This window comes from Desulfosalsimonas sp. (assembly GCF_046483245.1).
Taxonomy (GTDB): domain Bacteria; phylum Desulfobacterota; class Desulfobacteria; order Desulfobacterales; family Desulfosalsimonadaceae; genus Desulfosalsimonas.
On the sequence record NZ_JAWODO010000100.1, the window covers coordinates 1 to 24,469 of the forward strand.

The following is a 24,469-nucleotide window of genomic DNA, read 5'->3' on the forward strand; positions in this document are numbered from 1 at the left end:
GACGAGCACCCCGAAGAATGGTATTGCGCCTGGCGCTTTTCCATGGCAGAAGAATAATGATCGATGCCCCTGCGGGCAAACAAGACATTTGAATGCAAGCGGAAAACGCGGCCCATGGAAAAGAAAAAGGAAATGGTGTTTATCACCGTTATCGGCGAGGACAAAAAAGGAATCGTGGCCACGGTGGCCACTTATCTTTATCATCAAAACATCAATATCATCGATATCAACCAACGGATCATGCCCGACGGCTGCTTTGTCATGTCCATGTTTGTCGATGTCTGCGATGCATCCCTAAACATGGAGGAACTGAGCCTGGGCCTTGAAAAAATCGGCCATGAGCTGGCCATGTCCGTGCAGGTGCAGCATGAAAACATTTTCCGGATGATGCACAGGATCTGAAAAAATGCCATTTGAAGTCGAAGAGATTTACGAAACCGCCAGCATGATCCTGCGCCAGCATTTAGACATCCGGACCACCACCCTGGGCCTGAATCTCAAGGACTGCATTGATTCCGACTTCGGGGTTTTCCGCAAAAACGTCTATGATAAGGTCTGCTCCCATGCCGAACGGCTGATTGCCGAATCTGCAAGGCTTGAACGCAAGTACGGCATTCCGGTTGTCAACAAGCGCATTGCCGTCACCCCGGTGAGCCTGATCATGGAAACCCACTGCGAGCCGGAAAAATTTCTGGAAATGGCCCAGACCCTGGATGCTGCCGCCCGGGACGCGGGGGTGGATTTTATCGGCGGATTCGGCGCCCTGGTGCAAAAGGGGCTGACCCGTGCTGACAGCATGCTCATTGAGGTGCTGCCGGATGTTTTGTCCCAGACCGAAAGGGTCTGCTCCTTTTTAAACGTTGGCTCTTTTGTTTCCGGCATGAACCTGGATGCGGTCAACCGGATCGGACCGATGCTCAAACAGACCGCAGCCAAAAGCGAAAACGCCGTTGGATGTGCCAAGTTTGTGGTGTTTGTCAATGCCCCTGAGGACAATCCGTTTATGGCCGGGGCCTTTCACGGAGTGGGGGAGGCGGATGCCGCATTAAACATCGGCATCAGCGGCCCTGGCGTGGTTCGCAGCGTGGTGGAGCAAAACCGGGACTGCGACCTGACCCGGCTGTCAGAGGTGATCAAGCGCACGGTGTTTAAAATCACCCGGGCAGGGGAACTCATCGGCCGGGAATTGGCCCGGTCCCTGGATATCGGATTCGGGATCGTGGATATTTCCCTGGCTTCCACCACGGCCCGGGGCGATTCCGTGGCCGGAGTGATCGAGGCATTCGGCATTGAAAAAATCGGGGCCCACGGCTCCACCCTGGCCCTGGCGCTTTTGATGAATGCGGTGAAAAAAGGCGGGGCCATGGCCAGCGGAAACGTGGGGGGCTTGAGCGGCACATTTATTCCCATCAGTGAGGACTCGGGCATGATCGATGCGGTATGTGCCGGCGCCCTTGGCCTGGATAAGCTCGAAGCCCTGACCGCGGTCTGCTCGGTGGGTCTGGACATGTTTGCCGTGCCTGGAAATACACCCGAAGAAACCCTTTGCGCCATTATTGCCGATGAACTGGCCATCGGGATGATCAACAACAAGACAACAGCCGTGCGGGTCATTCCGGTGCCGGGCAAAAAGGCCGGGGATCTGGTCCAGTTCGGCGGCCTTCTGGGCACCGCCCCGGTGATGCATGTCAACGGGTTTTCATCAAGGGATTTTTTAAAGCGGGGCGGGCGGCTGCCCGCGTCTGTAACCAGCATGCGCAATTAAGCCCGACATGGCAATGGAGAAAAGCAGTTGAGTAACCACCTGGCATCTTGTCTGGATTTTGCCGTGGAAACCGCCTACCTGGCCGGCCGGTTAACCCTGGGATATTTTCAGGCCGGCATCCGGCCGGACTTCAAGGCGGATCAAACGCCTGTGACCGTGGCCGATCAAAAGGCAGAGAAACTCATTCGTGGTCGCATTGAAAAAAAATTTCCGGATCATGCCATTGTGGGAGAGGAATTCGGAGAGTCAGCCCACAAGGGGGCAAACCATCGCTGGTATATAGATCCCATTGACGGAACAAAGGCCTTTACCCGGGGGGTTCCCCTCTACGGAGTCCTGCTGGGCCTGGAAATCGAGGGGCGGGTGGAAGCCGGCGTGGCCTATTTTCCGGCGCTGGACGAGATGGTGGCGGCCGCCACCGGGCTTGGCTGCCGTTTCAACGGCCGGCTGGCCAGGGTGTCTTCGGTTGAGCGGATGGCCGATGCAGTGGCCACATTTACGGATCCGGGCAGCTTTGCCCAATACGGGCGTGCCGAAGCCTGGCAGAGAATTGAGCAGGCGACTTACGTGCGCGCCGGCTGGGGCGATGCCTATGGCCACTGCCTGGTGGCCACGGGCCGGGCCGAAGTCATGCTTGATGCCGTGGTCAATGTCTGGGACTGCGCCCCGTTTCCGCCGATTTTAAAGGAAGCCGGCGGTTATTTCGGCGACTGGTCCGGCAATGAAACCATTTGCGCAAACGAGGCCATATCCGCAAATGCCGCTGTTTTGCCCCGGGTTCTGGAGCTCATCCGCGGGTAGAGGCCGCAAACGTGGCCGCCAGCACGTCGGTGAGCCGCAGGGTGTGCTGCCGGATTTCCTCCGGGGTTCTTCCGGGATATCGGCCGTAGCTGATCATCAGGCCGTTTAGCGCAGAAAACAGCGCGTGGGCGGCAATTCTTGTATCTTTTTGGATGCCGGCCAGGATCACCGCCTGTTCGATGCGGTCCACCATGGAGCGCATGCTGTTGTTGAGATTATGGACTCCGTCCTCGGAGAGCTCGCCGCCGAGGATAAAGTTGCTCATCATCTGGAAAAAGGTCATGTTTTCGTTGAGGTAATTGACATAAGTCCTGCAGAATCTTCGAAAAACATCTCCATCCTTGTTTTTCAGGGCCGAATCCATCAGGTCGGTGATTTCCTTGGCGCTTTCCAGAAATACGTCCAGAAAGACTTCGCCCAGGCTGGTATAATGATTGTAAATGGTGCCCACGCTCACACCGGCGGTTTTTGCGATTTCCCGGACCGTGACATCCCGGAAAACCTTTCTGGAAAAAAGATCCCGGGCCGTATCGGCAATCAGCCTCCGACGGGCCTCTCTTTCCTCTGTCTTGAGTTGCTCAAGGGTTCTTAACGCCACGATCCATGCTCCTTTCAAAAAAAACGGCGGATTTTTACCCGGTAGTTTATTCTTGTTACCCGTTCACATTAAAAAACTTCATTCTACATGCAATTGTTATGATTTTCCAGAATAATTTTCAAAAATTCTTTCCATGCAAAAAGGAATGTTTAAGAAAGCCTACCGGCAGGTGCAGGGTGTGCTGGATACAGGACGGCAGTTGTTCAGCCTGGTGGGTCACATAGACAATGGTGAGATCACTGATGGCGGCAATGGCGTCTGTGAGCTGCTGAAACGCCTTTTGCTGACTGCGCGCCAGGCCCTGGCAGGGTTCGTCGAGGAGCAAAAGATAGGGATTTTTCACCAGGGCCCGGGCCAGCAGGCACAGCCGCTGTTTTCCGGTTTTTTTTGATCTCCCAGATGTTTTCCCCGGAGCCGCAACTCGATGAGATATTTGATGGCCTTGCCGGCACATTGGAACGCTAACCCGCAGGTCTTAAAAATTTTTTTGCGGCCGGTGCTGTGCAAGGTTATGTTTTCCGATACAGGAAGGAAATTGCGCATGTCTGAAAGATTCAGGTTCAACCGGATGGAGTTTGCCGGATCACTCGGGGATCTGGGCACGCTTTTGCCCATTGCCATTGCCATGGTTCTTTTCAATGGGTTAAATCCCATGGGCCTGTTTTTCAGCATCGGTCTTTTTTACATCATATATGGACTTAAAGGCGCGCAAGGATTTTTTTGTGGCGGCCATTATCCTTGGCATTACCCTGGCCAGCAACCTGGCTGCCGGATTTATTACCGGAATTGTGGTGGCGCACGTGCTGAGATGGGAAAAACTATCTGTATAAAAAAAATGGCAAAAGCCGGGCACCCGGAAAAAAAAACTTGACAATCTCCACCCCTGACTGCAATTTTAAGGTACAAGGCGCATAAGGAGAAGTTTTTGTCGCCGCACTTCGATTCCTGATCTTGTTTGCTCAAACACTTTTCAGTCATTACAAAGCATTGTGTAAAACTTTTTCTTAGAAAAAAACATATTACAGCTTAGAAAACACCTTTCACTGAACAAAACACTCAACATCAACGAAAGGGGGGCGCATGGCTAAAAGTGAACAAGGTTTAAATTCCCACTACGCTGTTCATTGGCAAGAAGAGGAGCTTTATTACCCCAGGCCGGAATTTATCGGCCAGGCAAACTGCACTGATCCGGATATCTTTGAACGCTTCAGTCTGGACAATTTCCCGGAGTGTTTCAAGGAGTTCGGGGACCTGCTGGACTGGGACCAGTACTGGCACACCACCCTGGATACCAGCGAGGCCCCGGTCTGGAAATGGTTTGTGGGCGGCATGCTCAATGCCTCCTATAACTGCGTGGATCGCCATCTAGCCAAATACAAGAACAAAACCGCCATCCATTTTGTTCCGGAGCTGGAAGAAGAACCCGTGGTTCACATGACCTATCAGGAACTCTACCGCCGGGTCAATGAGACCGCAGCCGTGCTGCGCGATTTCTGCGGACTTAAAGCCGGCGACCGGGTCACCCTGTATCTGCCCATGACCCCGGAGCTGCCCATCACCATGCTGGCCTGTGCCAGGCTGGGGATCATTCATTGCCAGGTTTTTGCGGGATTTAGCGGCAAGGCATGCGGCGACAGGATCTGGGACTCGGAAAGCGATATCCTGATCACAATGGATGCCTATTACAGAAGCGGCAAGCTGTTAAATCACAAGGCCAATTCCGACGAAGCCGTGGCAGCCGCGGAAAAGCAGGGCCAAAAGGTCAAAAAGGTTCTGGTCTGGAGACGTTATCCAGGCAAGTATTCCTCGTCCACGGATATGGTCGAGGGCCGGGATTTCTTTGCAGACGAGCTGATGCAAAAGTATAAAAACGCCGAGGTCCCGCCCGTATCCCTGCCGGCTGAGGGAATCTTGTTTCTCATGTATACCAGCGGTTCCACCGGCCGGCCCAAGGGATGCCAGCACAGTATCGGCGGATATCTTTCCTATGTGACCTGGATGTCGAAATATGTCCAGGACATCCATCCCGAAGATGTGTACTGGTGCATGGCCGATATCGGCTGGATCACCGGGCATTCTTTTATTGTCTACGGCCCCCTGGCCCTTGCGGCCAGCACCGTGATCTACGAAGGCGTGCCCACTTACCCGGATCCCGGCCGCTGCTGGCGCATTGCCGAGGAGCTGGATGTCAATATCTTTCACACCTCACCCACCGCCATCCGGGCGCTGCGAAAGGTGGGCGGTGATGAGCCGGCAAAATACAACTATTATTTCAAACATATGACAACCGTGGGCGAGCCCATCGAGCCCGAGGTCTGGCGCTGGTACTACGAGGTTGTGGGAAAGGGCAAAGCCGTGGTGGTCGACACCTGGTGGCAGACGGAAACCGGCGGGTTTCTGTGCAGCACCATTCCCGCACTTCAGCCCATGAAACCCGGCAGCGCCGGCCCGGGTCTTCCGGGAATCCATCCGATCATCTATGATGATGACGGCAACGAAATCCCTCCCGGGTCTGGGAAGGCCGGCAATCTCTGCGTTCAAAACCCCTGGCCCGGTGCGTTTCAGACCATCTGGAAGGACAAGGAACGCTATATCAAGAGTTATTACGGTAAATACTGCAAAAACCCCCAGAGCACGGACTGGAGAGACTGGCCTTATATGGCCGGGGATGCCGCGGTGATGGCAGAAGACGGCTACGTGCGCATCCTGGGCAGAATAGACGACGTGATCAATGTCTCCGGTCACCGGCTGGGCACCAAGGAGATCGAGTCTGCAGCCCTGTCTGCCGTGGAAGTGGCTGAGGCCGCTGTGGTGGCCGTGCCCGATGAAATCAAGGGCACTGTGCCGGATCTCTACGTATCTCTCAAACCCGGCTATGAAGCAACCACTGAGTTGGCCAAGAAGGTCTCTGACGCGGTGTCAGATGTGCTTGGCAAGATCGCCAAGCCCGGCCATGTCTATATTGTTCCCGATATGCCCAAAACCCGTTCCGGAAAGATCATGCGCCGGATTTTGGCCTCGATTTCCAGTTACAATGACGTTGGCGATGTCACCACTTTGGCCAACCCGGAGATTGTCGAGGAGATTCGTCACATGGTCCAGGGATAACCGTGTTTTTTTGACCGGCTTGCCGGCCGGGTCCCGGCCGGCAAGCAAACAAACAAAAGGGGGGAAAAATTATGGGAAACGGAGCCGTTGACACAACTTGGGTCTGGATTTTTCTTGGGTTATATATTGTTTACTGTTTCTACTGGGGGTTACGGGGGTATTTCACGGAGAAGACCTCTTCGGGCTATACCCTCGGCGGCAGACAAATCCCCATGATCGCTTTTCTGATGGCGGCAACTGCTGCCTCGTTTAGCGGCTGGACCACAGTGGGCCATCCCGGACTGATCTGGAAGGCGGGACTGGCCTATGCATTTGCATCCTTTTACGTGCTGACCATCCCGATTACCGGCACTTTTTTTGCCAAGCGGGCCTGGCTGGCCGGCAAAAGATACGGATTTGTTACCCCTGGCGACATGTTTGCCTATTATTACAACAATGACGGTGTGCGCTATCTCGTGGTCATTACCGCGTGTCTCTACGGAATATTTTACTCCGCAGTCCAGCTCATGGCCGCTGCCGCCCTGTTTAAATGGGTCACGGGAGTCCCGCTGGTCTGGGGGGCGATTATTATGGCCGGCATTGTCTGGTTTTACGTGGTCACCGGCGGCTTGCGGGCCAGCACCTGGGTGGGGGTGGTTCAGTTTGTTCTGCTGGTTCTGGCCATCATCCTGGTGGGTTCCTTTACCCTGGCCCATCTGGGCGGGTGGAGTGCCATGAGCGAGGAGGTGGCCAACCTGCCGGACAAATACCTGCAGGTGCCGTCGCTGATTGAATTCACGGTGGGTAAATCCGTCTGGACCACGACGATGATTCTGACCTATATGTTTGCCTTAATGGGCATTCAGTCATCGCCGGCTTTTATCATGTGGCAGTTCTCCAACAAGAACCCCAGGCCCTTTGCCTGGCAGCAGGTGTTTATGTCCACCTTTATCGTGGGCTTTGCCCTGTTTTTTTTCACCGCCTTCCAGGGTCTTGGTGCAGTGATTCTAGACCGGGCCGGGGAGCTGAACCTGCTTAAAGACAGTGACGTGGTCCCTCAGCTCATGGCCAGTTACATCCCCTCGTTTCTGCTGGGTGTGACCTTTATCGGGCTGATTGCGGCCATGCACTCCACGGCCGCGCCCTATATCGGTACAGCCGGCTCCATGCTGCTCAGAGACATCTGGTGGCTCAAAATCCGCAAGAAAAAAGGCGGGCATGCAGAACAGATCTGGGTCAACCGCCTGTTTGTCACCATTATCACCATCATTGCCCTTTCCGTGGGGTTGGGTTCCACAGCAGCCCTGGTGATTCTGGGGGCCCTGGCAACGGCATTCGGATTTGTCATGTACGTGCCCCTGCTGGGAACGCTCTGGGGACTGCGCTGGCCTTCCTACGGCACGTTTCTGGGTATCCTGGCCGGGTTGATCGCTGTTTTTCTCACCTATAAGGTCTGGCCCAACCCCCTGACCATGCATTGCGCATTCTGGGGCACGGCCACAGGTCTGGTCGTGGCTTATGTGTGCCGGGGCCTTGGCATCAAGGACAGTGCCGAGACCGTGGAGCGGCAAAGCGAGTTCCGGGGCTGGCTGGATAACGTGGAAACACCCAGTGAAAGCGGCCGCAAATGGCGCAATGCCATGAAGTTCGTGGTGCCGGCATGGTACATATTCGCCATCGGCCCCCTGTGTATTCTCGGCAACCAGGCGTTTTCATTTGCCGGATTTCCGCCCCTGTGGTCCTGGCAGATCACGTGGTGGATCCTGGGCATCATCATGATGTGGGCCCTGTGTTTCAAGGCGGAGATGTCAAGCATTACTGAAAAGACAATTCAGCGGGCGGAAAATGAGCCCAACATCGTGGTGGAGGAAATCACTTAGAAAACAGCCCTAACGCATTAACCGGCAAAAGGAGGGAATATGAAGCCAGAAGATCTGTGGATGCTGATTGTCGTGGGATTTTCCATCCTGTGGGTCATTCTTATCGGAATGGGCCTGCTGGGATAACATATCCGTACTGAAAAAATGCAATGCCGGCCCGGGCTTTTCCCGGGCCGGCAATACAATGTTGTATCCGGCCGGCAAAAAAATTCGGCATTGTCAGGGTCGTTTCCGAAGACAGGTATCCGGGCATCAGGAGATGAAGGTATATGGACCTGAAAAGTAAGTTCTGGGTGCTGACCCTGACCATCATCACCATCCAGCTTACCCTGCTCGGATATCTGTTTTTTCGCTTGTGGACCCAGTTGCCGGAAACCGCCAGGCAAAGCATCTGGCAATCCCAGGGGGATTTTTTCGGGCTGTTGTTTTTAATCAGCCTGGTGATTCTCATGGGATTTTTATTTCTGCTAAACGAGATCTTCCAGAGCTATATCCTGCCTTTGTCAAGAATCAGCGAGGAAATCGAACTGATCAGCACGGTCAACGCCGGCCACAGAATCAACGTCACCGAGGGCGGCAAAGAGATCAAAAGCGTGGTGCAAAAGATCAACAAGGCCGCAGACAAGCTGCAGTATTTACAGGAGCAGCTCCACCAGCAAAACCAGCCCGACTCGGAACTGCGCACCGACCGGGAGACCCTGGCCTCGCTTTTTACGCGCATGCCCCTGGGGGTGGTGGTCTGCAACCGGCGGGGCAAAATTCTTCTGTACAACAGGAAAGCAGATGAGCTGCTTTGCCAGAGAAACCCGGCCAACGGTTCCGGGATATCACTCGGGCTGGGACGATCCCTGTCCGCATTTTTAAACCAGGACGATATCGCCCTGGCCATGCATGATCTGCATGCCCAGCTCGAGGAAAATGTCGGCGATCCCGTGTCCTACCTCCAGGTTAAGCAGGAACAGGGGGCGGATGTGCCGGCCCAGATGGTCTGTATCCAGGATCATGAACATTCAATTCTGGGATATGGCCTTTTCCTGCATGCACACGAGGACTATTGTCTGCTCCAGCCCCATGATCAGCAGTCTTTTTTTCTGCATAGCATGGGCAGTCCGGATTTTGCTGCCAAAAGTCAGGGACCGGGTATACTGCAGAATGGTCGGCCCTGTACCTATGATTTTCAGCTTTTGTACCGGCAGCAGAAAAGTTCGCCCATGGACATGCGCGAACTCTCCGAGCTGACCTACACCGTGCTGGATCTGGAAACCACGGGCTTGGATCCCCTGGGCGGCGATCAGATCGTTTCCATCAGCGCGGTCAGGATTTTTAACGCGCGGATTGTCCCCGGCGAGACTTTTGACCGCCTGGTAAACCCGAATCGCTCCATTGGTCCTGAATCCATCCGTGTGCACGGCATTACCGATGAAATGGTGGTCAACCAGCCGGGAATTGAACAGGTGCTTTCGCATTTCTGGGAATTTGTCAGAGACAGTGTGCTGGTGGCGTATTGCGCGGATTTTGATTTGACCTTTCTGCAGCTAAAGGAACAAAATATCGGGCTCAAGTTTGAAAATCCGGTCCTTGACGTGCTTTTGCTTTCCCTGTATGTGCATCCCGGCCAAAAGGATCATTCCCTGGAAGCCATTGCCAACAGGCTGGGCACCCGCATATATCCCAGGCACACCTCCATGGGTGATGCCCTGACCACCGCGGAGATTTTTCTGCAGTTGATTGCGCTGCTGAAAAACAAGGGAGTCAATACGCTTCAGGAGGCCAGGGCGGTGACCGAGCAGGTCAAGTATGTGGGCCCAAAACGGGATCAGGTAATGCCGATGTCCTGAGTCAGGTCCATGCGCATCTTGCCCTGGGCGATCTTTATGCGTTTGAAGGCTTCTTTCAACGACTGCCGTTCCATATGGGTGAGTTTATTGGGCTCGATGAAATTGTCGGGGTTTTGTTTTTCTTCCACCAGCACATTCACCTGATGGGCCAGGCGCATGTGCATCAGAAATCCGTAGGCCAGGGCCAGTTCCTCATAATCCTTTTTTTCCAGGGCGCCTTTTAACTGGACTTCTTCCAGCCGTTCCATGGTGTTGGTAGATTCTATCCGGTTTTGTAGAGCATAGATGCGGGCGAAATCCACAATGAGGCGCATGGGGGTTTTGATGTCCAGACTGTTTTTTCGCCCGGCCCTGGTTTTGAGGATCAGGTTGCCGAAAAAATCCAGAGGCGGCTTAAAATGGAGGGCATTTTCGGCAAAATGACGGTAAAAGCCCGCCCAGCCCGAAAGGGCTTTAAACAGATCCATGCGCAATTCTTCTATGATATCGGCCTGGCCGTACCCAGTTCTGAAATCGAAAAAAATGCTTGAATGCAGCAGCGATTCCGGATCTGCTTCGTGTATCCATTGCCCGAAATACTGCTTCCACTTTGAAAGCGGCTGGCACCATTTGGGGTTTTGGGCCATGATTTCGTACTCACACAGGCTGTAGCCCGCTTCATCGAGCCAGGTGCAGACCTTCTGACCCAGGGCCAGGAAATAGGACTGAACCTCCTTTTCCTTGCCTTCGGCCACATCCCTGAAAACAATGGCATTGTCCTGGTCGGTTTTCAGGGTTTGTTCCCTGCGCCCTTCACTGCCCATGATCATAAAGGCAAATTCAACCGGGGGTTCTCCCATCTCATCGATTGCAAAGCCGATAATTTTTTTGAGAATGGCATCAGAGAGTTCTGTGATGATGCGGTTTAAATGGTTGGCGATGGCCCCGCTGTCGATCATGGACTTGATCAGGCCCGGAAGCTGTTTGTGACGGGCTTTTAGTTCCTGCACACTGTCTGCAATCTGGATTTCTCGCATGAGATAGACCGGAGATCTGCCCTGGGCCAGCAGCAGGTCCTGCTCGGTTGCGATTCCAAGCATTTTTTGTGCATTGTCCGTGACAGCCAGATGCTTGATGTCGTATTTCATCATCTGCATGATGGCTTCAAATATCTGGGACTGGGCGGGCATGGTAATCAGGGGGCCGCCTACAATATCGCTTACGGGATTGTGCACGGAGTATGCCTCGGCCACCACTTTTTTGCGCATGTCATGATCCGTGATCAGGCCGATGCTGTTGCCGTCCGCGTCCATGACCACAATAGAGCTTCTTTTTTTTTGGGTCATGAGCTGTGCTGCCTCCTGAATGGTGGCATCTGTGCTGCATGCGGCAAATTCCCTGGAAAAAATATCCTGCAGGGTCAGGTTCAAAAAACTCTGATCGCCGGATTCCCGGGTTTCCGGGGTTTTGGCGATTAATGCCACGTAGGGCTCCTGCAGCATCTTTTCGCTGAACTGATCCGTAAAAAAACTGGTGAACTTCGGGTAATGGGAGCAAAATTCCAGAAACAGCTCCTTGGGAAGGCAGTAAAAGGTGCTGTCTTCCAGGGTCTGAACCGTGCGGATGGAAACACTTTTGTTAAACAAAATCGACAGGCCGCCGTAGATGCTTTTTTCCTCGAGCAGTCCGTCCAAGGTCTTTTTATCCCCGTCCTGGATATATTTTTCCAGCCGGCCTTCCAGGAGGATATATACATAATTGAGCACGGTTTTGTTTTGAACAAAAAGAACCATGTCTCGGTAGCGATGGCTCTTGGTCAGTTCCTGGGCGGCTTTTCGCAGTTCATGTTCGGGCAGCACGTCAAAAGGCGGGACAGTGGTCAAAAAATCAAACAAAGAGGAGTTCATGGTTTTCTCCTATCGGGGCTTGCCGCCGGTTTTGATGGCACCGGAAAAAGTCCAATATCTGCGTTACGCGCGATTTCTCAGAATTTCACGTACGGATAAGTACGCTGCATTCTTCGAAATCGCGCAAGCCTTGATCTTGAACTTTTTACGGCGCCATCTGAAAACCGACTTTTTACTATACCATCATTGTTGAAGGTTTTCAGCTTTGGCCGGGTTTGATCATCTTTTCCAGGCCGTTGACGTCAATTAATCGGACTGCGCTGCCTGCGGCCAGTTCAGAAGCCTCGTGGGTAAAACCGCTGCAGGAAATGATATGGGCTTGTCCGGCGTTGTCTTTTTCCAGCCTGTCAAGCATGGCCTGCACAGCTTTGGGCGTTATTTGTCCGGATTTGTGATGCCTGTGCTGGACAAGCACCTGCTGGCTGTTTTTTTCCGCAATCAGGTCCACTTCGGCCTCGTCGCAGGGATCGGCATCCGGCTTGATGCGGTAGCCGTTTGCGGCATAAAGGCCTTCCACCAGCCGGGTAAAGGCGCCCCGGGAAAGTTTTTTGATGGCGGCCGGGTCCTCCAGGCCGCTTAACAGGCGGTCTTTCTTCCAGGTGTTGTAAGCTGAAACCGGGGCAGGGATCAAAACGATCAGGGCGATGAGCCAGGCCGCGTCCGCCAAACCCCCAGCCAGGGCGGCAGACAGGGATTGTCCTGTAACCAGTTCCGGCAGGATGAATTTGAGAATCACAAATACGGCAGCGGCAATCCCTGCACTGACCCACCAGGGTGCATCCACCAGAAGCTCCAGAAGGTTTTCTCGATACGCGGCCATGTTTCACCCACCTGAAATGGAGAATAAAGTGATCAGATGGCTGCCAATGTTTTCATGCAGTTGCCAAGCCAGAATTGAAACCATTTAAGGCAGCAGGGACGGAAAAAATTTTGTTATAAAAATAATAACAGCCCCTGGCAGCCATGTAAAGGCGTAATTTTTCATAAATATATTGCCTGCTCGTTTATTGATTGTCCGGGTCCGGGTATAAGGCGGGCGGTGCGGGTAATGAATGGTTTACATCATTTCACAGATAAGGTATAGAAATCCGGTTTGTGGAAGATAGGTCACAGGGCAGAGACAGAATTTGTTGGAAAGACTCTTTTCCAGGCAGCAGCCGGCAACCCGAAAGGTTGAAAAATCAGGCATGGAGGTCACATGAAATCCGAAAAGGTGGGCCAGCGGATCAAGGCGTTTATGGCCGAAAAAGAAATCGACATGGACGAGCTGGTGCGGCGCACTGAGCTGTCTCCCGAGTTTTTGCATTCCGTGGTGGAGCAAAATGTTTATCCATCTCTGGGACCTTTGCTCAAAATCGCACGGGCCCTGGAAGTGCGGCTGGGAACATTTCTGGATGACCAGATGAGCAAAGATCCCCTGGTGATGCGCCGGGCTGAGCGCAAAAACGAGCTGAGCATGCTCCGGGGCAGGGACAAGCCCGTGGATTTGAAATTTTACTCCCTTGGCAAAGGCAAAAGCGATCGGCACATGGAACCCTTTTACGTGGAGATCCTGCCTGAGTCCGCAGAGGAAAAGCATTTGTCCAGCCACGAGGGAGAGGAGTTTATCGTGGTGCAGCAGGGCGAGGTGGAAGTGATTTACGGCGATGAGACCTATCGTCTGGGCGAGGGCGACAGCATTTATTATAATTCCATTATTCCCCATTGTGTCAGCTGCCTGGGCGAGACGTTGGCTGCCATCTATGCGGTGGTCTACATTCCCAGATAGGAGGCGGTTATGGACAATCAACTGCGAACCCTCACCATGGGCCAGCTTTTGGACGAGGCCGTGGCCGGCCATCCGGACAATGATGCACTGATCTACGAGGACCGGGATTTCCGCATGACCTACCGGGAATTTGCTTCTGTGGTGGACCGGCTGGCAAAGGGGCTGATGGCCATGGGCGTGGCCAGGGGCGAAAAAGTGGCCATCTGGGCCACCAATATCCCCTACTGGGTGGCGCTGCAATTTGCCACGGCCAGAATCGGGGCGGTTTTGCTCACGGTCAACACCAACTACAAAAGCGATGAACTGGCTTATCTGCTGCAGCAGTCGGAATGCGAAAATTTGTTTCTTATTGACGGGTACATGGATACCGATTATCTGCAGACCGTCTATGACCTGGTTCCAGAGCTTCGGTCCCAGGACAGGGGCCAGCTCAATGCCCCGCGTTTTCCGCACCTGAAGCGGGTGTTTTTCCTGGGAATGGAAAAACACAGGGGCATGTATGCCCTGCCCGAGGTCATGGCAATGGGGGCTCTGGTCTCTGAATCGGATTACAGGGCCCGCCAGGCTGAACTCGACGTCCATGACGTGGTCAATATGCAGTACACTTCAGGCACCACCGGGTTTCCAAAGGGAGTGATGCTGACCCATTACAACATTGTCAACAACGGGTTCTGGATCGGGGAAAACCAGAAATTCACCGCAGCCGACCGGGTATGCCTGCCTGTGCCCCTGTTTCACTGCTTTGGATGCGTTCTGGGGGTGCTGGCGGCTGTCAGCCATGCCGCAACCCTGGTGGTGCTGGAAAAATTTGATCCGGTCCAGGTCATGGCCGCAGTGGAGAAGGAGAAATGCACGGCCCTTTATGGCGTGCCCACCATGTTTATTGCCATTCTGGACCACGGGCTGTTTGACAAGTTTGATTTCTCCTCGCTTCGCACCGGCATCATGGCCGGCTCCCCGTGTCCCGTACATGTGATGCGGCAGGTCATTGACAGAATGTATATGCATGAAATCACCATTTGCTATGGGCTTACCGAGGGCTCCCCGGTGATCACCCAGACCATGCCAGGAGATGACATGCGCCGGCGAACCGAAACCGTCGGCTGTCCCATGCCGCATATCGAGGTCAAAATCACGGACCCGGAAACCGGGGAGGAAAAAGGCCCGGGCAAGCAGGGCGAGGTGTGCTGCCGGGGCTATAATGTTATGCGCGGCTACTACAACATGGCCGAGGCCACGGCCAAAACCATTGATGCCCGCGGCTGGCTGCATACCGGCGATCTCGGGGTGCTTGATTCTGAAGGCTATCTGGCCATCACGGGCAGGTACAAGGACATGATCATCCGGGGCGGGGAAAATATCTATCCCCGGGAGATCGAGGAGTTTCTCTATCAGCTCGAAGGGGTGGTCGATGTACAGGTGGTGGGTGTGCCCAGCAAAAAGTACGGCGAGGAGGTGGGCGCCTTTGTGATCAAAAAATCCGATTCGGACTTAACCGGGCAGGATATCCGGGATTTCTGCAGGGGCCGGATCAGCCGCTACAAGATCCCCAAACACGTTGCCTTTGTGGATGGCTATCCCATGACCGCCAGCGGCAAAATCCAGAAATACAAGCTCCAGGAGCTTTCTGTGGACACGTTTCCCGGGCCGGACCGGATCCGGCCATAACGGATGCAAAACCACACGGACAACCGGACAAGGCAATTGCGGCCAGCGGCCAGCACCTTGTCCGGTTGTGCAAAAAATTTTCAAACCATTTTATATGCCGCTGGTATCCAGCCAGATATCGGCTTCACTGCCGCAGCGGGTGCAGACGGCATGTCCGGCAACCGTGCCGGGCTTTTTCTCCTTTAGCACCTTTGCCTGTTCCATCTCTTCTTCCGGTTTGTCCTCTTCGGGAACCAGGCTGCAGGTGATCATCATTTCCGCCTCATTGCCGCATTTTTCACATTCACATACCTGCTTGAATTTCTTTTCCGGCATAACCGCCTCCGTTTTAAAAGGTGTTTTCAAGTGTAACGCTTTATGGGCTAAACATACGTCCTTTTACCATGATGTCAAGCAATTGCACTGCGGCCCGGGCCTTGGATATCCGGGCGCTGGGCTTCCCTGATAACATTGGGTAAAACCGGATCAAAAAGAAAAAAAGCGGGGATGCCGGCAGGCTTTTTCCTGACATCCCCGCGTAATGATTACGTTTTTGCAATCGGTTACAAAAACTCCGGCAGTCCGGTTTTATAAACGCCGGAACTTGCCAGGTTTTGTCCTACTTGACCAGTTTGATCTCCACCCTGCGGTTCAGGGCCCGCCCGGATTCCGTGGCGTTGTCGTATTCGGGATTAGCTTCCCCGTATGCTTCAATCTCCTCTTCCAAACGATTCGGGTCCACGCCCTGTTCCTTCAGGTAATCCGCCACGGCATTTGCCCGTTGTTTTGACAGCTTCATGTTATACTCGGCTGATCCCTTGCTGTCTGTATGGCCTTTTAAAATGATCTCTTTTCCGGGATGAGCCTTGATGATTTCAACGGCTTTATCCAGATCCTTTTTATATTGGGATTTGATCTGGCTGGAGTCAAAATCAAACAGGACATTGCCGATAACCGGGGCCTTTTCAGCCGGTTTTTCCTTGGGTTCGGGTTCGGGCTCGGCTTTGACCTGGCGGGTTTCATAAAATACTTTTTCGATAAATGCCTGCCTGCCGGCATCTTCGGCCAGGGTGTGGGCTTCGGTGGTGGTGGAGCAGGACTGGACGCGCGCCATCTGATTTACCAGGGCTTTTTCTTCAGGGCTCTGGGCCAGGCTCAGGAAGTGAAAACAGACGCGGTCGCCGTATTTGTCATCGATCTCCTGTAACACACCCACCGGATCCGGGCCGCGGTTGGATTCCCCGTCTGTTGCCACAATGACGTTGATCCGGTCCTCTAGCCGGGACACCTCGTTGTTAAGGCTTTTCAGGTCCTGTCCCATCGGGGTCTGCCGGTCAAAAATGGGAAACTCAACAGGCATGGCTTCAAAAGAGCCTTTCAAACCCTGGTGTCCCTGGGTTCCGGCCGGAAGATATTTTTTATAAGGACCGTAGGTATAAACACCGAACCCGGCTTCCAGTTCCGGCAGATCCTGGCTGACAGCGATCAGCAGGTCTCTGGCAGCCTGGCTTTTGGGCATTTCCAAGGGCTTGTAGTCAAAACCCATGGACCCGGAGTTGTCCACTAAAAACACAAAGTTTTCTGCCTTTGGCTCAATTTTTGTTTTGTTTTGCGCAAAAGTCTCACCTGCCAGGGATGTGACAAATATGGCAGAGAGAATGATAACAGCTGTTTTTACAATAGGTCTCATGGCGTTGCTCCTTTTTTTGGGAAAAGATGTCTATAAAATGCTTGCTTAAAATTCCTACCCGGTGATTTTTTTTTGGCAGGCCCTCCTTGCCTATATAGTGACGCATTTGTGGTGAAATAAAACCGCTTGGCTTTTGATTTCGGAGAAATATATATTCTTTTTAAAAGATAATCTTGTTGTTTGCTGGTGTCAATTTTTGGGTTTGCAGACTGGTCAAGAGTGAACACAAATCATGATTGTGCGGTTATGCGTTTTCGGATAAAATAAAAAACTTGTATACTTGTTTCGAAAAGGCAACGGGTAAGCCGGTGAAACGGGTGGTTTTCAAATGATCCGGAAAGGATTTTTTTATCTTGCGAAAAGACATCGATCTTGCGGAATTTCAGAAAGCCCTGCAAAAGCGCCTGGAAGCAATCGAAAGCGGGCAGGCCGACAAAAAAGACGACAGAGCACCCCTGGAACTGGATCAGGCGCGTACGGGCCGGCTTTCGCGCATGGATGCCATGCAGCAGAAAGCCATGTCCCGGGCTGCATCCCGTCTGGCTGAGCAGGAGCGCAGGCGGATTTACAAGGCGCTTGAGCGCATGAAGGAAGGGGATTACGGCTATTGCGTCAATTGCGATGAAGAAATTGCAGAAGGCCGTTTGCGCTTTGATCCCAGTGTGGCAACCTGCATTGAATGCGCGCGCAAGGCGGAAAAATAGCCAATTTTCATCCTCCGGGACTGGATGGGCAGGGATTTATTGATATTCCCGGGTCTTTAAAAATGTGATATCCGGCCATTGCTCGGACTCATAATTGAGCCGCCAAAGGGTCGGGGCGAGATAGACCAGGTCCCCCCGGGCATCTGTTGCCAGATGGGACTGGCAGGCTTTTTTAAATGCATCCAGCTTTTTTTTGTCACTGCACCGGACCCAGCGGGCTGCGGCATATTCGGCGGGTTCATAGGCGGCATCCACACCGTATTCGGTTTTTAGCCGCTCCATGGTCACATCAAACTGCAGCACGCCCACCGCACCCAGGATCAAATCGCTTCCAAAGAGCGGCTGAAACAACTGAATGGCGCCTTCCTCGACCAACTGGTGGACCCCTTTTTTCAATTGCTTGGCCTTGAGCGGGGATTTGAGGCGCACCCGGCGGAAATGTTCCGGGGCAAAGCTGGGCACTCCGGTAAACCACAGGGGTTCTTTTTCCGAAAAGGTATCCCCGATGCAGATTGTGCCGTGGTTGTGGATGCCGATAATGTCGCCGGGCCAGGCTTCTTCGGCAAATTCGCGGTCCTGAGCCATAAACGTGATGGGATTGGCCAATTGGACGGTTTTCCCGGTCCGGTGGTGGCGCACTCGCATGCCCCGTTCAAACCTGCCAGAGCAGATGCGCAGAAATGCGATCCTGTCTCTGTGGGCCGGATCCATGTTGGCCTGGATTTTAAACACAAACCCGGAAAACTCCTTTTCCTCAGGATAAACCATGCGGGTGGCAGCCGGTCGGGGCTGGGGCGGCGGGGCGATTTCCACAAATGTGTCCAGCAGTTCGCGCACGCCGAAATTGTTGATGGCGCTGCCGAAAAAAACCGGGGTCTGGCTGCCATTTAAAAAATCCTCCATATCAAAGGGATTGGCCGCACCTTCCAGCAGTTCCACGTCCTGGCGCAGTTCCGCGGCCTGGCTGCCGAGCATATCATCCAGCCTGGGTTCGCTTGTGTCCCGGATGGTCAACACATCATCCGGAAGACGTTCCTGGCCCGGGGTAAACAGGTTGAGTTCCTTGCGGTACAGGTTGTAGGTGCCCTTAAACCGCTTTCCCATGCCAATGGGCCAGGACAGGGGGGCGCACTCGATTTGCAGGGTGTTTTCAATATCATCAATGATATCCAGCGGCGCCATGCCTTCCCGGTCAAGCTTGTTGATAAAGGTGATGATCGGGGTGTTTCGCATCCGGCAGACTTCCATGAGTTTGCGGGTCTGGGGCTCAACGCCCTTGACGCTGTCAATCACCATGACCGCGCTGTCCACTGCAGTGAGCACCCGGTAGGTGTCTTCTGAGAAATCCTGGTGGCCCGGGGTGTCCAGCAGGTTGATTTGGCAATCCCGGTAGGAAAACTGCATTACGGAGCTGGTCACGGAAATGCCCCGGGCCTGCTCGATGGCCATCCAGTCGCTGGCTGCATGCCGGGTTGCCTTGCGCGCCTTGACCGATCCGGCCATCTGGATGGCGCCGCCAAACAGCAGCAGTTTTTCCGTTAACGTTGTTTTGCCGGCATCCGGATGGCTGATGATGCCAAAAGTCCGGCGCCGCCCGGTTTCCTGACGGTTTTGTTTTTCTGATATCGCGTTCATGTATGCAACTCTGTTGAATTTTCGGCCCGGGTTTTACCGGAACCGTGTCTGATAAAATCCTGTTTAAAGGACAAAGCGGGTGAAGACGACAAAAAAACGGGAGTCGTTAAGGCGGCGGCAGTATGGGGGATTCATATCCTTTCATGGCGTTTTTCTATACGCGCCATGAAAGGATATGTCAATCATTATATCTATTTAAAATCTTACTGTTCGGCGGCAAAGGTCAGCCGGGTGCCGGCCATGTTCAGGATAAAACGATCGCCAAAGGCCTGTTCAAACATTGCTGTGGCATCACGCCCGGTGCAATGGGTGGGCACGATCCAGGCCGGGTCGATTTTTGTCAGGGCGTCAATGGTGGGTTTGACAACCGGCGCCTGGTCCGGGCCGGAGAGGTGGAATCCGCCCATAACAGCATAAACCTCATCCACGCCCGTGACCTTCCGGGCATAGTTCACCGTGTTGACAATGCCTGAATGGGCGCAGCCGCTTAGCACCACCAGACCCTTGTCCCGGACCACAAAGGCCAGGGCGGTATCATCTTCAAATGTGTCTGGCCTGGCAACGCCGTCTTTTTCATACCAAAGCGAGGGCGCGCCTTTTTCAAATTCAGTGGTTCGCTCGATTTGCGATAAAAACAGAACCTGGCTGTCGAGCATGGGATAGGGGGTTGCGGTTTCGATCAGGGAAACTTCTGCGTCCTCGGCATCCTGGCGGGTAAATGGGGGGAAAAATACCTTGAGATCTTTTGTGATTTTCATGTAGCGCGGATCCCGGAACACCTCAGGGTGAACCACCAGGGGGATGCCGGGTTTGGCCACCATTTCCGAAAGCTGCCGAATGCCGCCCACATGGTCAAGGTGGCCGTGGGAAAGGGCCATGACCTCCACCCGGCTAAGATCGGCCTTCAGGGTTTTTGCGTTCATGGCAGCCCCATACGGGGAAAACCCGAAATCAAACAGCAGGCTTTTGGATGACTCGCCTGTGTTGACAGTGATCATCGCAGAAAAGCCGTGTTCGGCCAGTATGCTGTTTTTTACCTCCATTCCCTCCAGGGGCACGGCCCGGGAGATGACATCTGAATTGTCCCGGGCAAGGATGTCAATGTAGTTGTCCTGAAGGGTCAGGATGTCCACGCGGTCCACGGGTTGCATGGAAATGTTCATGGCGGCCTCCTTTGCTGCGCATTGTCATTGACCGGGGCCTGGGCAAAAGGCGGCATTTTTGCAGCCGGCTGTTTGGACCCGGTTATACCCATTTGATCATAATTATGAGCATAAGACCAGAAAAAAATTATGCGCCGTTGTTTCGGGGGCCGCCGCGGATGCGTTCGATCAGCAGGGAAGTGGACTGGTTGGGCAGAAAATCCACAAGCACCACCCTGCCGCCGTATTTTTCCACAACTTCTCTGCCCACCACCTGGTCCATGCGGTAGTCTGATCCCTTAACAAGGACATCGGGTTTAATGGTGTGAATGAGGTTGACCGGTGTGTCTTCGTCAAAAAGCACCACCGCATCCACGCAGTCAAATGCGGCAAGCATGGAGGCCCGTTCATGCTCGGCAATCAGCGGGCGGTCTGCACCCTTTAGCCGGGCAATGGATGCGTCGGTGTTCAGTCCTACCACAAGCAGATCCCCCTGGGCCGCAGCCTGGTTTAAAATATGGAGGTGGCCCACGTGAAGCAGATCAAAACAGCCGTTTGTAAACACGATACGTTTTTTTCGCATGCGCCACCACCGCACGTGTTCGGCAAGGGTGTTTGTGTCCATGATTTTGTTTTCAAGCGGGGGGGACAGGGACTCCACCAATTCCGCCGGGCTGGCCGTGGAGGTGCCGGCCTTGCCCACAACAATGCCGGCTGCCGCATTGGCGATCATGGCAGCGGTCTGAAAATCCATTTTTGCGGCCAGACACAATCCCAGGGCAGCCACCACGGTATCGCCGGCACCCGTGACATCATAGACCTCCCGGGCCCGGGTATCCACCCGTTTCAGGCCGTTTTCCGGGCTCCACAGGGCCATGCCCAGCTCTCCCAGTGTGATGAGCAGGGCATCGAGCCGGCAGTTTTCACACAAGGATTTTGCGGTTTCAGCCATTGCGGTTTCATCGAGGGGATCAACAGCGCGGCCGGCTGCGGTTTCAAATTCAGAAAGATTGGGGGCAATGATGGAGGCCCGGCTGTATCTGGAAAAATCTCTTGATTTGGGATCCACCACCACCGGGATATTGCGGTTTCTGCCTTTTTCAACAAGGGTTTGGATAACATTGTCAGTGAGCACACCTTTGGCATAGTCGCTGAGCAAAATGGCATCCGGCGGCGCAGCATGGTCCAGGGCATCAAAAAGCGCCTGCCGGGTTTGATCGTCAATAGGTTCCGTGTCTTCCCAGTCCAGCCGTATCATCTGCTGGCGCCGGGACATGACCCGCAGTTTGCGGATGGTGGGGCGGTCCGGGACCCGGATCAGGCATTGGGTATCAATGTTTTTTTCAGCGCACAGTTCGGCCAGGGCATGTCCCGGGGCGTCCCGGCCGGCGATTGCTGCCAGGCTCACCCTGGCACCGAGTTCAGCCAGTCCGTTTGCCACATTTGCGGCTCCGCCCAGGCGCTGGAACTGGTTTTCCACGTTGACCACCTGCACAGGGGCCTCAGGGGAAACCCGTTTGATGGCACCTTCGATGTAATCATCCAAAAACGCGTCGCCCACCACCCATATATGCAGTTTTGGGGCATGTTCGAGCAGTTCCATGAGACTGCGGGAAAGCAGAAAAGCCGGTTTCATGAAGGTTTCCTTTCGGCCCGGGCATTGGTCAGCCCGGTTTCAATAGCCTGGGCAAGACCGTGCAGGCAGATTTCATGCACTTCCTGGATTCGGGCGGTGCGCCTGGAGGGCACGGCAAACAAAACATCGGCCAGATCCGCCAGAGCTCCGCTGCCTTCACCGGTCATGGCAATGACCTTGATGCCGATTTCCCGGGCGGTTTCAGCAGCCCTGATCACGTTGGGGGAATTGCCGCTGGTGCTGAGGGCCACAAGCACGTCCCCGGCGCGGCCCAGGGCCTTTACCTGGCGGGCAAAGACCTGTTCAAAGCCGTAGTCATTTCCCAGGGCCGTGATAATGGAGGTGTCCACGCAGAGGGCAACAGCCGGCCATGGGCTTCTTTCCTTTTCATACCGGCCCACCAGTTCTGCGGCAAAATGCTGGGCATCAGCGGCAGATCCGCCGTTGCCGCAGATCATCAGCTTTCCCTGGTTTTGCAGGCAGTGAATACAAACTTCCAGCGCCGGATCGAAATTTTTTTCAAATGATGCCAGCGAATCACCGAGCACCTGGTTGTGTTCAGACACAATATCCGTAAATGTTTTCACGAAAATTCCTTTTTTTTCACGTGGCTCCGCAGGCCCGGGGCCTGATCGTGGACAATCTGTACGTTTTTTGGGGCAGTACCTTCTGTCTTGTTTTTTTCAAGATTTCCCCTGGTATTTTTTCTTTCCGGATCCGCAGCCGCCGTTCGGCAATGCCTGCAATCCGGTGTTTTTGTAAACAAAAGGAGTTTACAAAAACAGACAGGCAAAGTCAAAAAACAAATGAATGCCCGCATTCTTCAGGCCGGGGGGCCGGGTTGCGCAATTGGTATGAATGTATCCAAATATTCATATTCATAGAAATTTTGGTATTTGAATTTTGATTTATTCGCTCAATATCATAGTAATTACATGTGATATTCAGGAAGTATTCGTTAATGAAATCGAAATAAAATATTAAAATTTTTTCTTGACAACATTCGAAAGTCATGATTTTCCCATACCGGGTATAGGCTTTCTTGAATAATCTGTAATCGGTTAGTTAAAGAGGAATAAGCGCATATATCTTCAGCTTTTCATGCCCAACAATATCCAGGTTATTTCATAATCGGCATAGCCGATTTTTATATAAAATTTTACAAAAGTCCTTAAAAAATCCATAACCATGCGGCCTTTTTGAGATTTGCCCCCAAGAAGCCGGGGATCCGTCCCTGACAGAAAGACAATCCGAATGAACAAAAAATTCATATGGATATTTGTTGCCGGCCTGTTTTTGATACTCGTTGTCATATGGAGCGCAAACCGGGAAGTGCAGAGAAGCGCAGGCTTTCTCGGCAAAAGTTCAAGGCAGATCCGCTACAGCTTTACTGTTAAAAATACAACCAACAGCACGGCCGAAGATGTCTCCCTCTGGACTTATGCACCTGTGGGAAAAACTGCTCATCAAACATTGAAAACCATCAAATCCTCCCACCCTTATCAGCTGACCCAAGATTGTTACGGAAACCAGGTGCTTTATTTCCCGATTGAAACCATTGCCCCCTTTGCTTCGGAAATCGTGACCGTGAAAACTGATCTCGTTATAACTCAAGCGCCTGTGAAAACCGCCTGCACTGATGGCTGCAGCGGTTTTCTGCAGCAAGAATTCCGTGTCCAATCCCGTCACCCGGCTATCAAAGCCCGTGCATCATCTCTGAAAAGGACCGACCGTTCGGCCACAGCAGAAGCCGTTTATAAATGGGTCTCCGGCCACATGGAATACAGCGGATACGTAAAACGACAGCAGGGGGCGCTTTATGCTTTGACCCGGGGGACGGGCGACTGCACGGAATACATGGACCTGTTTGCCGCCCTGTGCCGCGCCGCAGGCATACCCTGCAGAAGGGTGGGCGGATATATCTGCGAGAAAAATACGGTGCTCCAACCCTCGGGCTATCACAACTGGGCCGAAATTTATGTCAACGGCCGATGGGGTGTGGCAGACCCCTGGAACCGTGTGTTTATGGAAAAGGATTCGGTTTATATTGCACTGCACATTATCGGCGACCAATGTGCAAACCCAATGAAAAATCACAATCTTTTCCGGATTTGTGGCCAGGGCATCAAGGCAAAAATGAACTCATGACAATTTAAATTCCGGACGAGGGGATCAATGAAGAAAAGCTTCGGCTTTCATCTGAAACCGTTTTTGTTTGCAGCCTTTGTCGGATGCGTGATTCTATCAATGTTTCATACGGCATCCACCGCAGAATCCATTTGTGCGGTCGTCAAAATTGAAATCCGTCAGGAACTCACCCTGGAGCGGCAGGCTTTTGACGCGCACATGAAGATCAACAACGGCCTTACAGGTATGCAGCTTGAAAACGTGG

General features: G+C 53.4%; 21 protein-coding genes and 1 pseudogene. 12 read left to right on the forward strand and 10 right to left on the reverse strand.

Annotation, left to right across the window (positions count from 1 at the left end; all coding sequences use genetic code 11):
• The first annotated feature begins 114 nt into the window (after positions 1 to 114).
• Genes R6U41_RS08850 through R6U41_RS08860 form a run of 3 tightly spaced genes read left to right on the forward strand, consistent with a single transcriptional unit; the run spans position 115 to position 2,566 of the window.
• The gene (locus R6U41_RS08850) at positions 115 to 402 is read left to right on the forward strand and encodes an ACT domain-containing protein (protein WP_410269475.1); all 288 of its coding nucleotides are present in this window, start codon (positions 115 to 117) and stop codon (positions 400 to 402) included.
• Between the two features lie 4 nt (positions 403 to 406).
• Positions 407 to 1,765 carry a PFL family protein gene (locus tag R6U41_RS08855; RefSeq protein ID WP_410269476.1) on the forward strand — a complete coding sequence of 453 codons (1,359 nt, stop codon included), beginning with the start codon at positions 407 to 409 and terminating at the stop codon, positions 1,763 to 1,765.
• 27 nt (positions 1,766 to 1,792) lie between these two features.
• Complete coding sequence (locus tag R6U41_RS08860; RefSeq protein WP_410269477.1) at positions 1,793 to 2,566, forward strand: inositol monophosphatase family protein; 774 nt, start codon at positions 1,793 to 1,795, stop codon at positions 2,564 to 2,566.
• Here the strand turns inward: R6U41_RS08860 and R6U41_RS08865 are convergent.
• Together R6U41_RS08865 and R6U41_RS08870 are read right to left on the reverse strand one after the other, a co-directional pair.
• The gene (locus R6U41_RS08865) at positions 2,553 to 3,164 is read right to left on the reverse strand and encodes a TetR/AcrR family transcriptional regulator (RefSeq protein ID WP_410269478.1); all 612 of its coding nucleotides are present in this window, start codon (positions 3,162 to 3,164) and stop codon (positions 2,553 to 2,555) included. The two genes, R6U41_RS08860 and R6U41_RS08865, sit on opposite strands and share 14 nt — an antisense overlap.
• 118 nt (positions 3,165 to 3,282) lie before the next feature.
• The gene (locus R6U41_RS08870; RefSeq protein ID WP_410269479.1) at positions 3,283 to 3,507 is read right to left on the reverse strand and encodes a hypothetical protein; all 225 of its coding nucleotides are present in this window, start codon (positions 3,505 to 3,507) and stop codon (positions 3,283 to 3,285) included.
• A 225-nt stretch (positions 3,508 to 3,732) separates the two neighbouring features.
• Here R6U41_RS08870 and R6U41_RS08875 point away from each other — a divergent pair.
• The 4 genes and pseudogenes from R6U41_RS08875 to R6U41_RS08890 all read left to right on the forward strand — a co-directional run.
• Positions 3,733 to 3,858: pseudogene (locus R6U41_RS08875) on the forward strand (molybdate transporter family protein); the annotation flags it as partial.
• Positions 3,859 to 4,244: 386 nt separating this feature from the next.
• Positions 4,245 to 6,272: an acetate--CoA ligase gene (acs, locus tag R6U41_RS08880; protein WP_410269480.1), complete on the forward strand. Its 2,028-nt coding sequence runs from the start codon at positions 4,245 to 4,247 to the stop codon at positions 6,270 to 6,272.
• A gap of 71 nt (positions 6,273 to 6,343) precedes the next feature.
• Positions 6,344 to 8,131: a sodium:solute symporter gene (locus R6U41_RS08885; protein WP_410269481.1), complete on the forward strand. Its 1,788-nt coding sequence runs from the start codon at positions 6,344 to 6,346 to the stop codon at positions 8,129 to 8,131.
• Between the two features lie 269 nt (positions 8,132 to 8,400).
• Positions 8,401 to 9,969, forward strand: a complete 1,569-nt coding sequence (locus R6U41_RS08890) for an exonuclease domain-containing protein (protein WP_410269482.1) — start codon at positions 8,401 to 8,403, stop codon at positions 9,967 to 9,969.
• On the opposite strand, the gene R6U41_RS08895 is transcribed toward R6U41_RS08890, so the two are convergent.
• Both R6U41_RS08895 and R6U41_RS08900 read right to left on the reverse strand, forming a co-directional pair.
• Positions 9,948 to 11,855, reverse strand: coding sequence for a DUF294 nucleotidyltransferase-like domain-containing protein (locus R6U41_RS08895; RefSeq protein ID WP_410269483.1), 1,908 nt, complete (start codon positions 11,853 to 11,855; stop codon positions 9,948 to 9,950). The two genes, R6U41_RS08890 and R6U41_RS08895, sit on opposite strands and share 22 nt — an antisense overlap.
• Before the next feature lie 199 nt (positions 11,856 to 12,054).
• Positions 12,055 to 12,675, reverse strand: a complete 621-nt coding sequence (locus tag R6U41_RS08900) for a restriction endonuclease (RefSeq protein WP_410269484.1) — start codon at positions 12,673 to 12,675, stop codon at positions 12,055 to 12,057.
• A 378-nt stretch (positions 12,676 to 13,053) separates the two neighbouring features.
• On the opposite strand from R6U41_RS08900, the gene R6U41_RS08905 reads away from it, so the two are divergent.
• Both R6U41_RS08905 and R6U41_RS08910 read left to right on the forward strand, forming a co-directional pair.
• Positions 13,054 to 13,623: a cupin domain-containing protein gene (locus R6U41_RS08905; protein WP_410269485.1), complete on the forward strand. Its 570-nt coding sequence runs from the start codon at positions 13,054 to 13,056 to the stop codon at positions 13,621 to 13,623.
• Between the two features lie 9 nt (positions 13,624 to 13,632).
• On the forward strand, positions 13,633 to 15,291 hold the full coding sequence (locus tag R6U41_RS08910; RefSeq protein WP_410269486.1) for an AMP-binding protein: 1,659 nt from the start codon (positions 13,633 to 13,635) through the stop codon (positions 15,289 to 15,291).
• 90 nt (positions 15,292 to 15,381) lie between these two features.
• Here the strand turns inward: R6U41_RS08910 and R6U41_RS08915 are convergent, their stop codons facing one another.
• Positions 15,382 to 15,606, reverse strand: a complete 225-nt coding sequence (locus R6U41_RS08915) for a hypothetical protein (protein ID WP_410269487.1) — start codon at positions 15,604 to 15,606, stop codon at positions 15,382 to 15,384.
• Positions 15,607 to 15,889: 283 nt separating this feature from the next.
• Positions 15,890 to 16,960, reverse strand: a complete 1,071-nt coding sequence (locus tag R6U41_RS08920; RefSeq protein WP_410269488.1) for an OmpA family protein — start codon at positions 16,958 to 16,960, stop codon at positions 15,890 to 15,892.
• Positions 16,961 to 17,313: 353 nt separating this feature from the next.
• Here R6U41_RS08920 and R6U41_RS08925 point away from each other — a divergent pair, with 353 nt between their 5' ends.
• Complete coding sequence (locus R6U41_RS08925; RefSeq protein WP_410269489.1) at positions 17,314 to 17,664, forward strand: TraR/DksA family transcriptional regulator; 351 nt, start codon at positions 17,314 to 17,316, stop codon at positions 17,662 to 17,664.
• Positions 17,665 to 17,700: 36 nt separating this feature from the next.
• Here the strand turns inward: R6U41_RS08925 and R6U41_RS08930 are convergent, their stop codons facing one another.
• The 4 genes from R6U41_RS08930 to R6U41_RS08945 all read right to left on the reverse strand — a co-directional run bounded on the left by R6U41_RS08930 (position 17,701) and on the right by R6U41_RS08945 (position 22,664).
• Positions 17,701 to 19,299 (reverse strand): peptide chain release factor 3, encoded by a 1,599-nt coding sequence (locus tag R6U41_RS08930; RefSeq protein ID WP_410269490.1) that lies wholly within the window; start codon positions 19,297 to 19,299, stop codon positions 17,701 to 17,703.
• Between the two features lie 203 nt (positions 19,300 to 19,502).
• Entirely contained in the window at positions 19,503 to 20,462 is a 960-nt protein-coding gene (locus tag R6U41_RS08935; protein WP_410269491.1) for an MBL fold metallo-hydrolase, read from the reverse strand.
• 127 nt (positions 20,463 to 20,589) lie between these two features.
• Positions 20,590 to 22,077: a D-glycero-beta-D-manno-heptose-7-phosphate kinase gene (rfaE1, locus tag R6U41_RS08940; protein WP_410269492.1), complete on the reverse strand. Its 1,488-nt coding sequence runs from the start codon at positions 22,075 to 22,077 to the stop codon at positions 20,590 to 20,592.
• On the reverse strand, positions 22,074 to 22,664 hold the full coding sequence (locus tag R6U41_RS08945) for an SIS domain-containing protein (RefSeq protein WP_410269493.1): 591 nt from the start codon (positions 22,662 to 22,664) through the stop codon (positions 22,074 to 22,076). Before R6U41_RS08945 ends, rfaE1 begins: the two co-directional genes overlap by 4 nt.
• A gap of 667 nt (positions 22,665 to 23,331) precedes the next feature.
• Between R6U41_RS08945 and R6U41_RS08950 the strand changes: the two genes are divergently transcribed.
• Together R6U41_RS08950 and R6U41_RS08955 are read left to right on the forward strand one after the other, a co-directional pair.
• On the forward strand, positions 23,332 to 24,225 hold the full coding sequence (locus R6U41_RS08950; protein WP_410269494.1) for a transglutaminase-like domain-containing protein: 894 nt from the start codon (positions 23,332 to 23,334) through the stop codon (positions 24,223 to 24,225).
• A 27-nt stretch (positions 24,226 to 24,252) separates the two neighbouring features.
• Positions 24,253 to 24,469 (forward strand): hypothetical protein (locus R6U41_RS08955; RefSeq protein WP_410269495.1); only part of this gene is annotated, 217 nt, incomplete at its 3' end.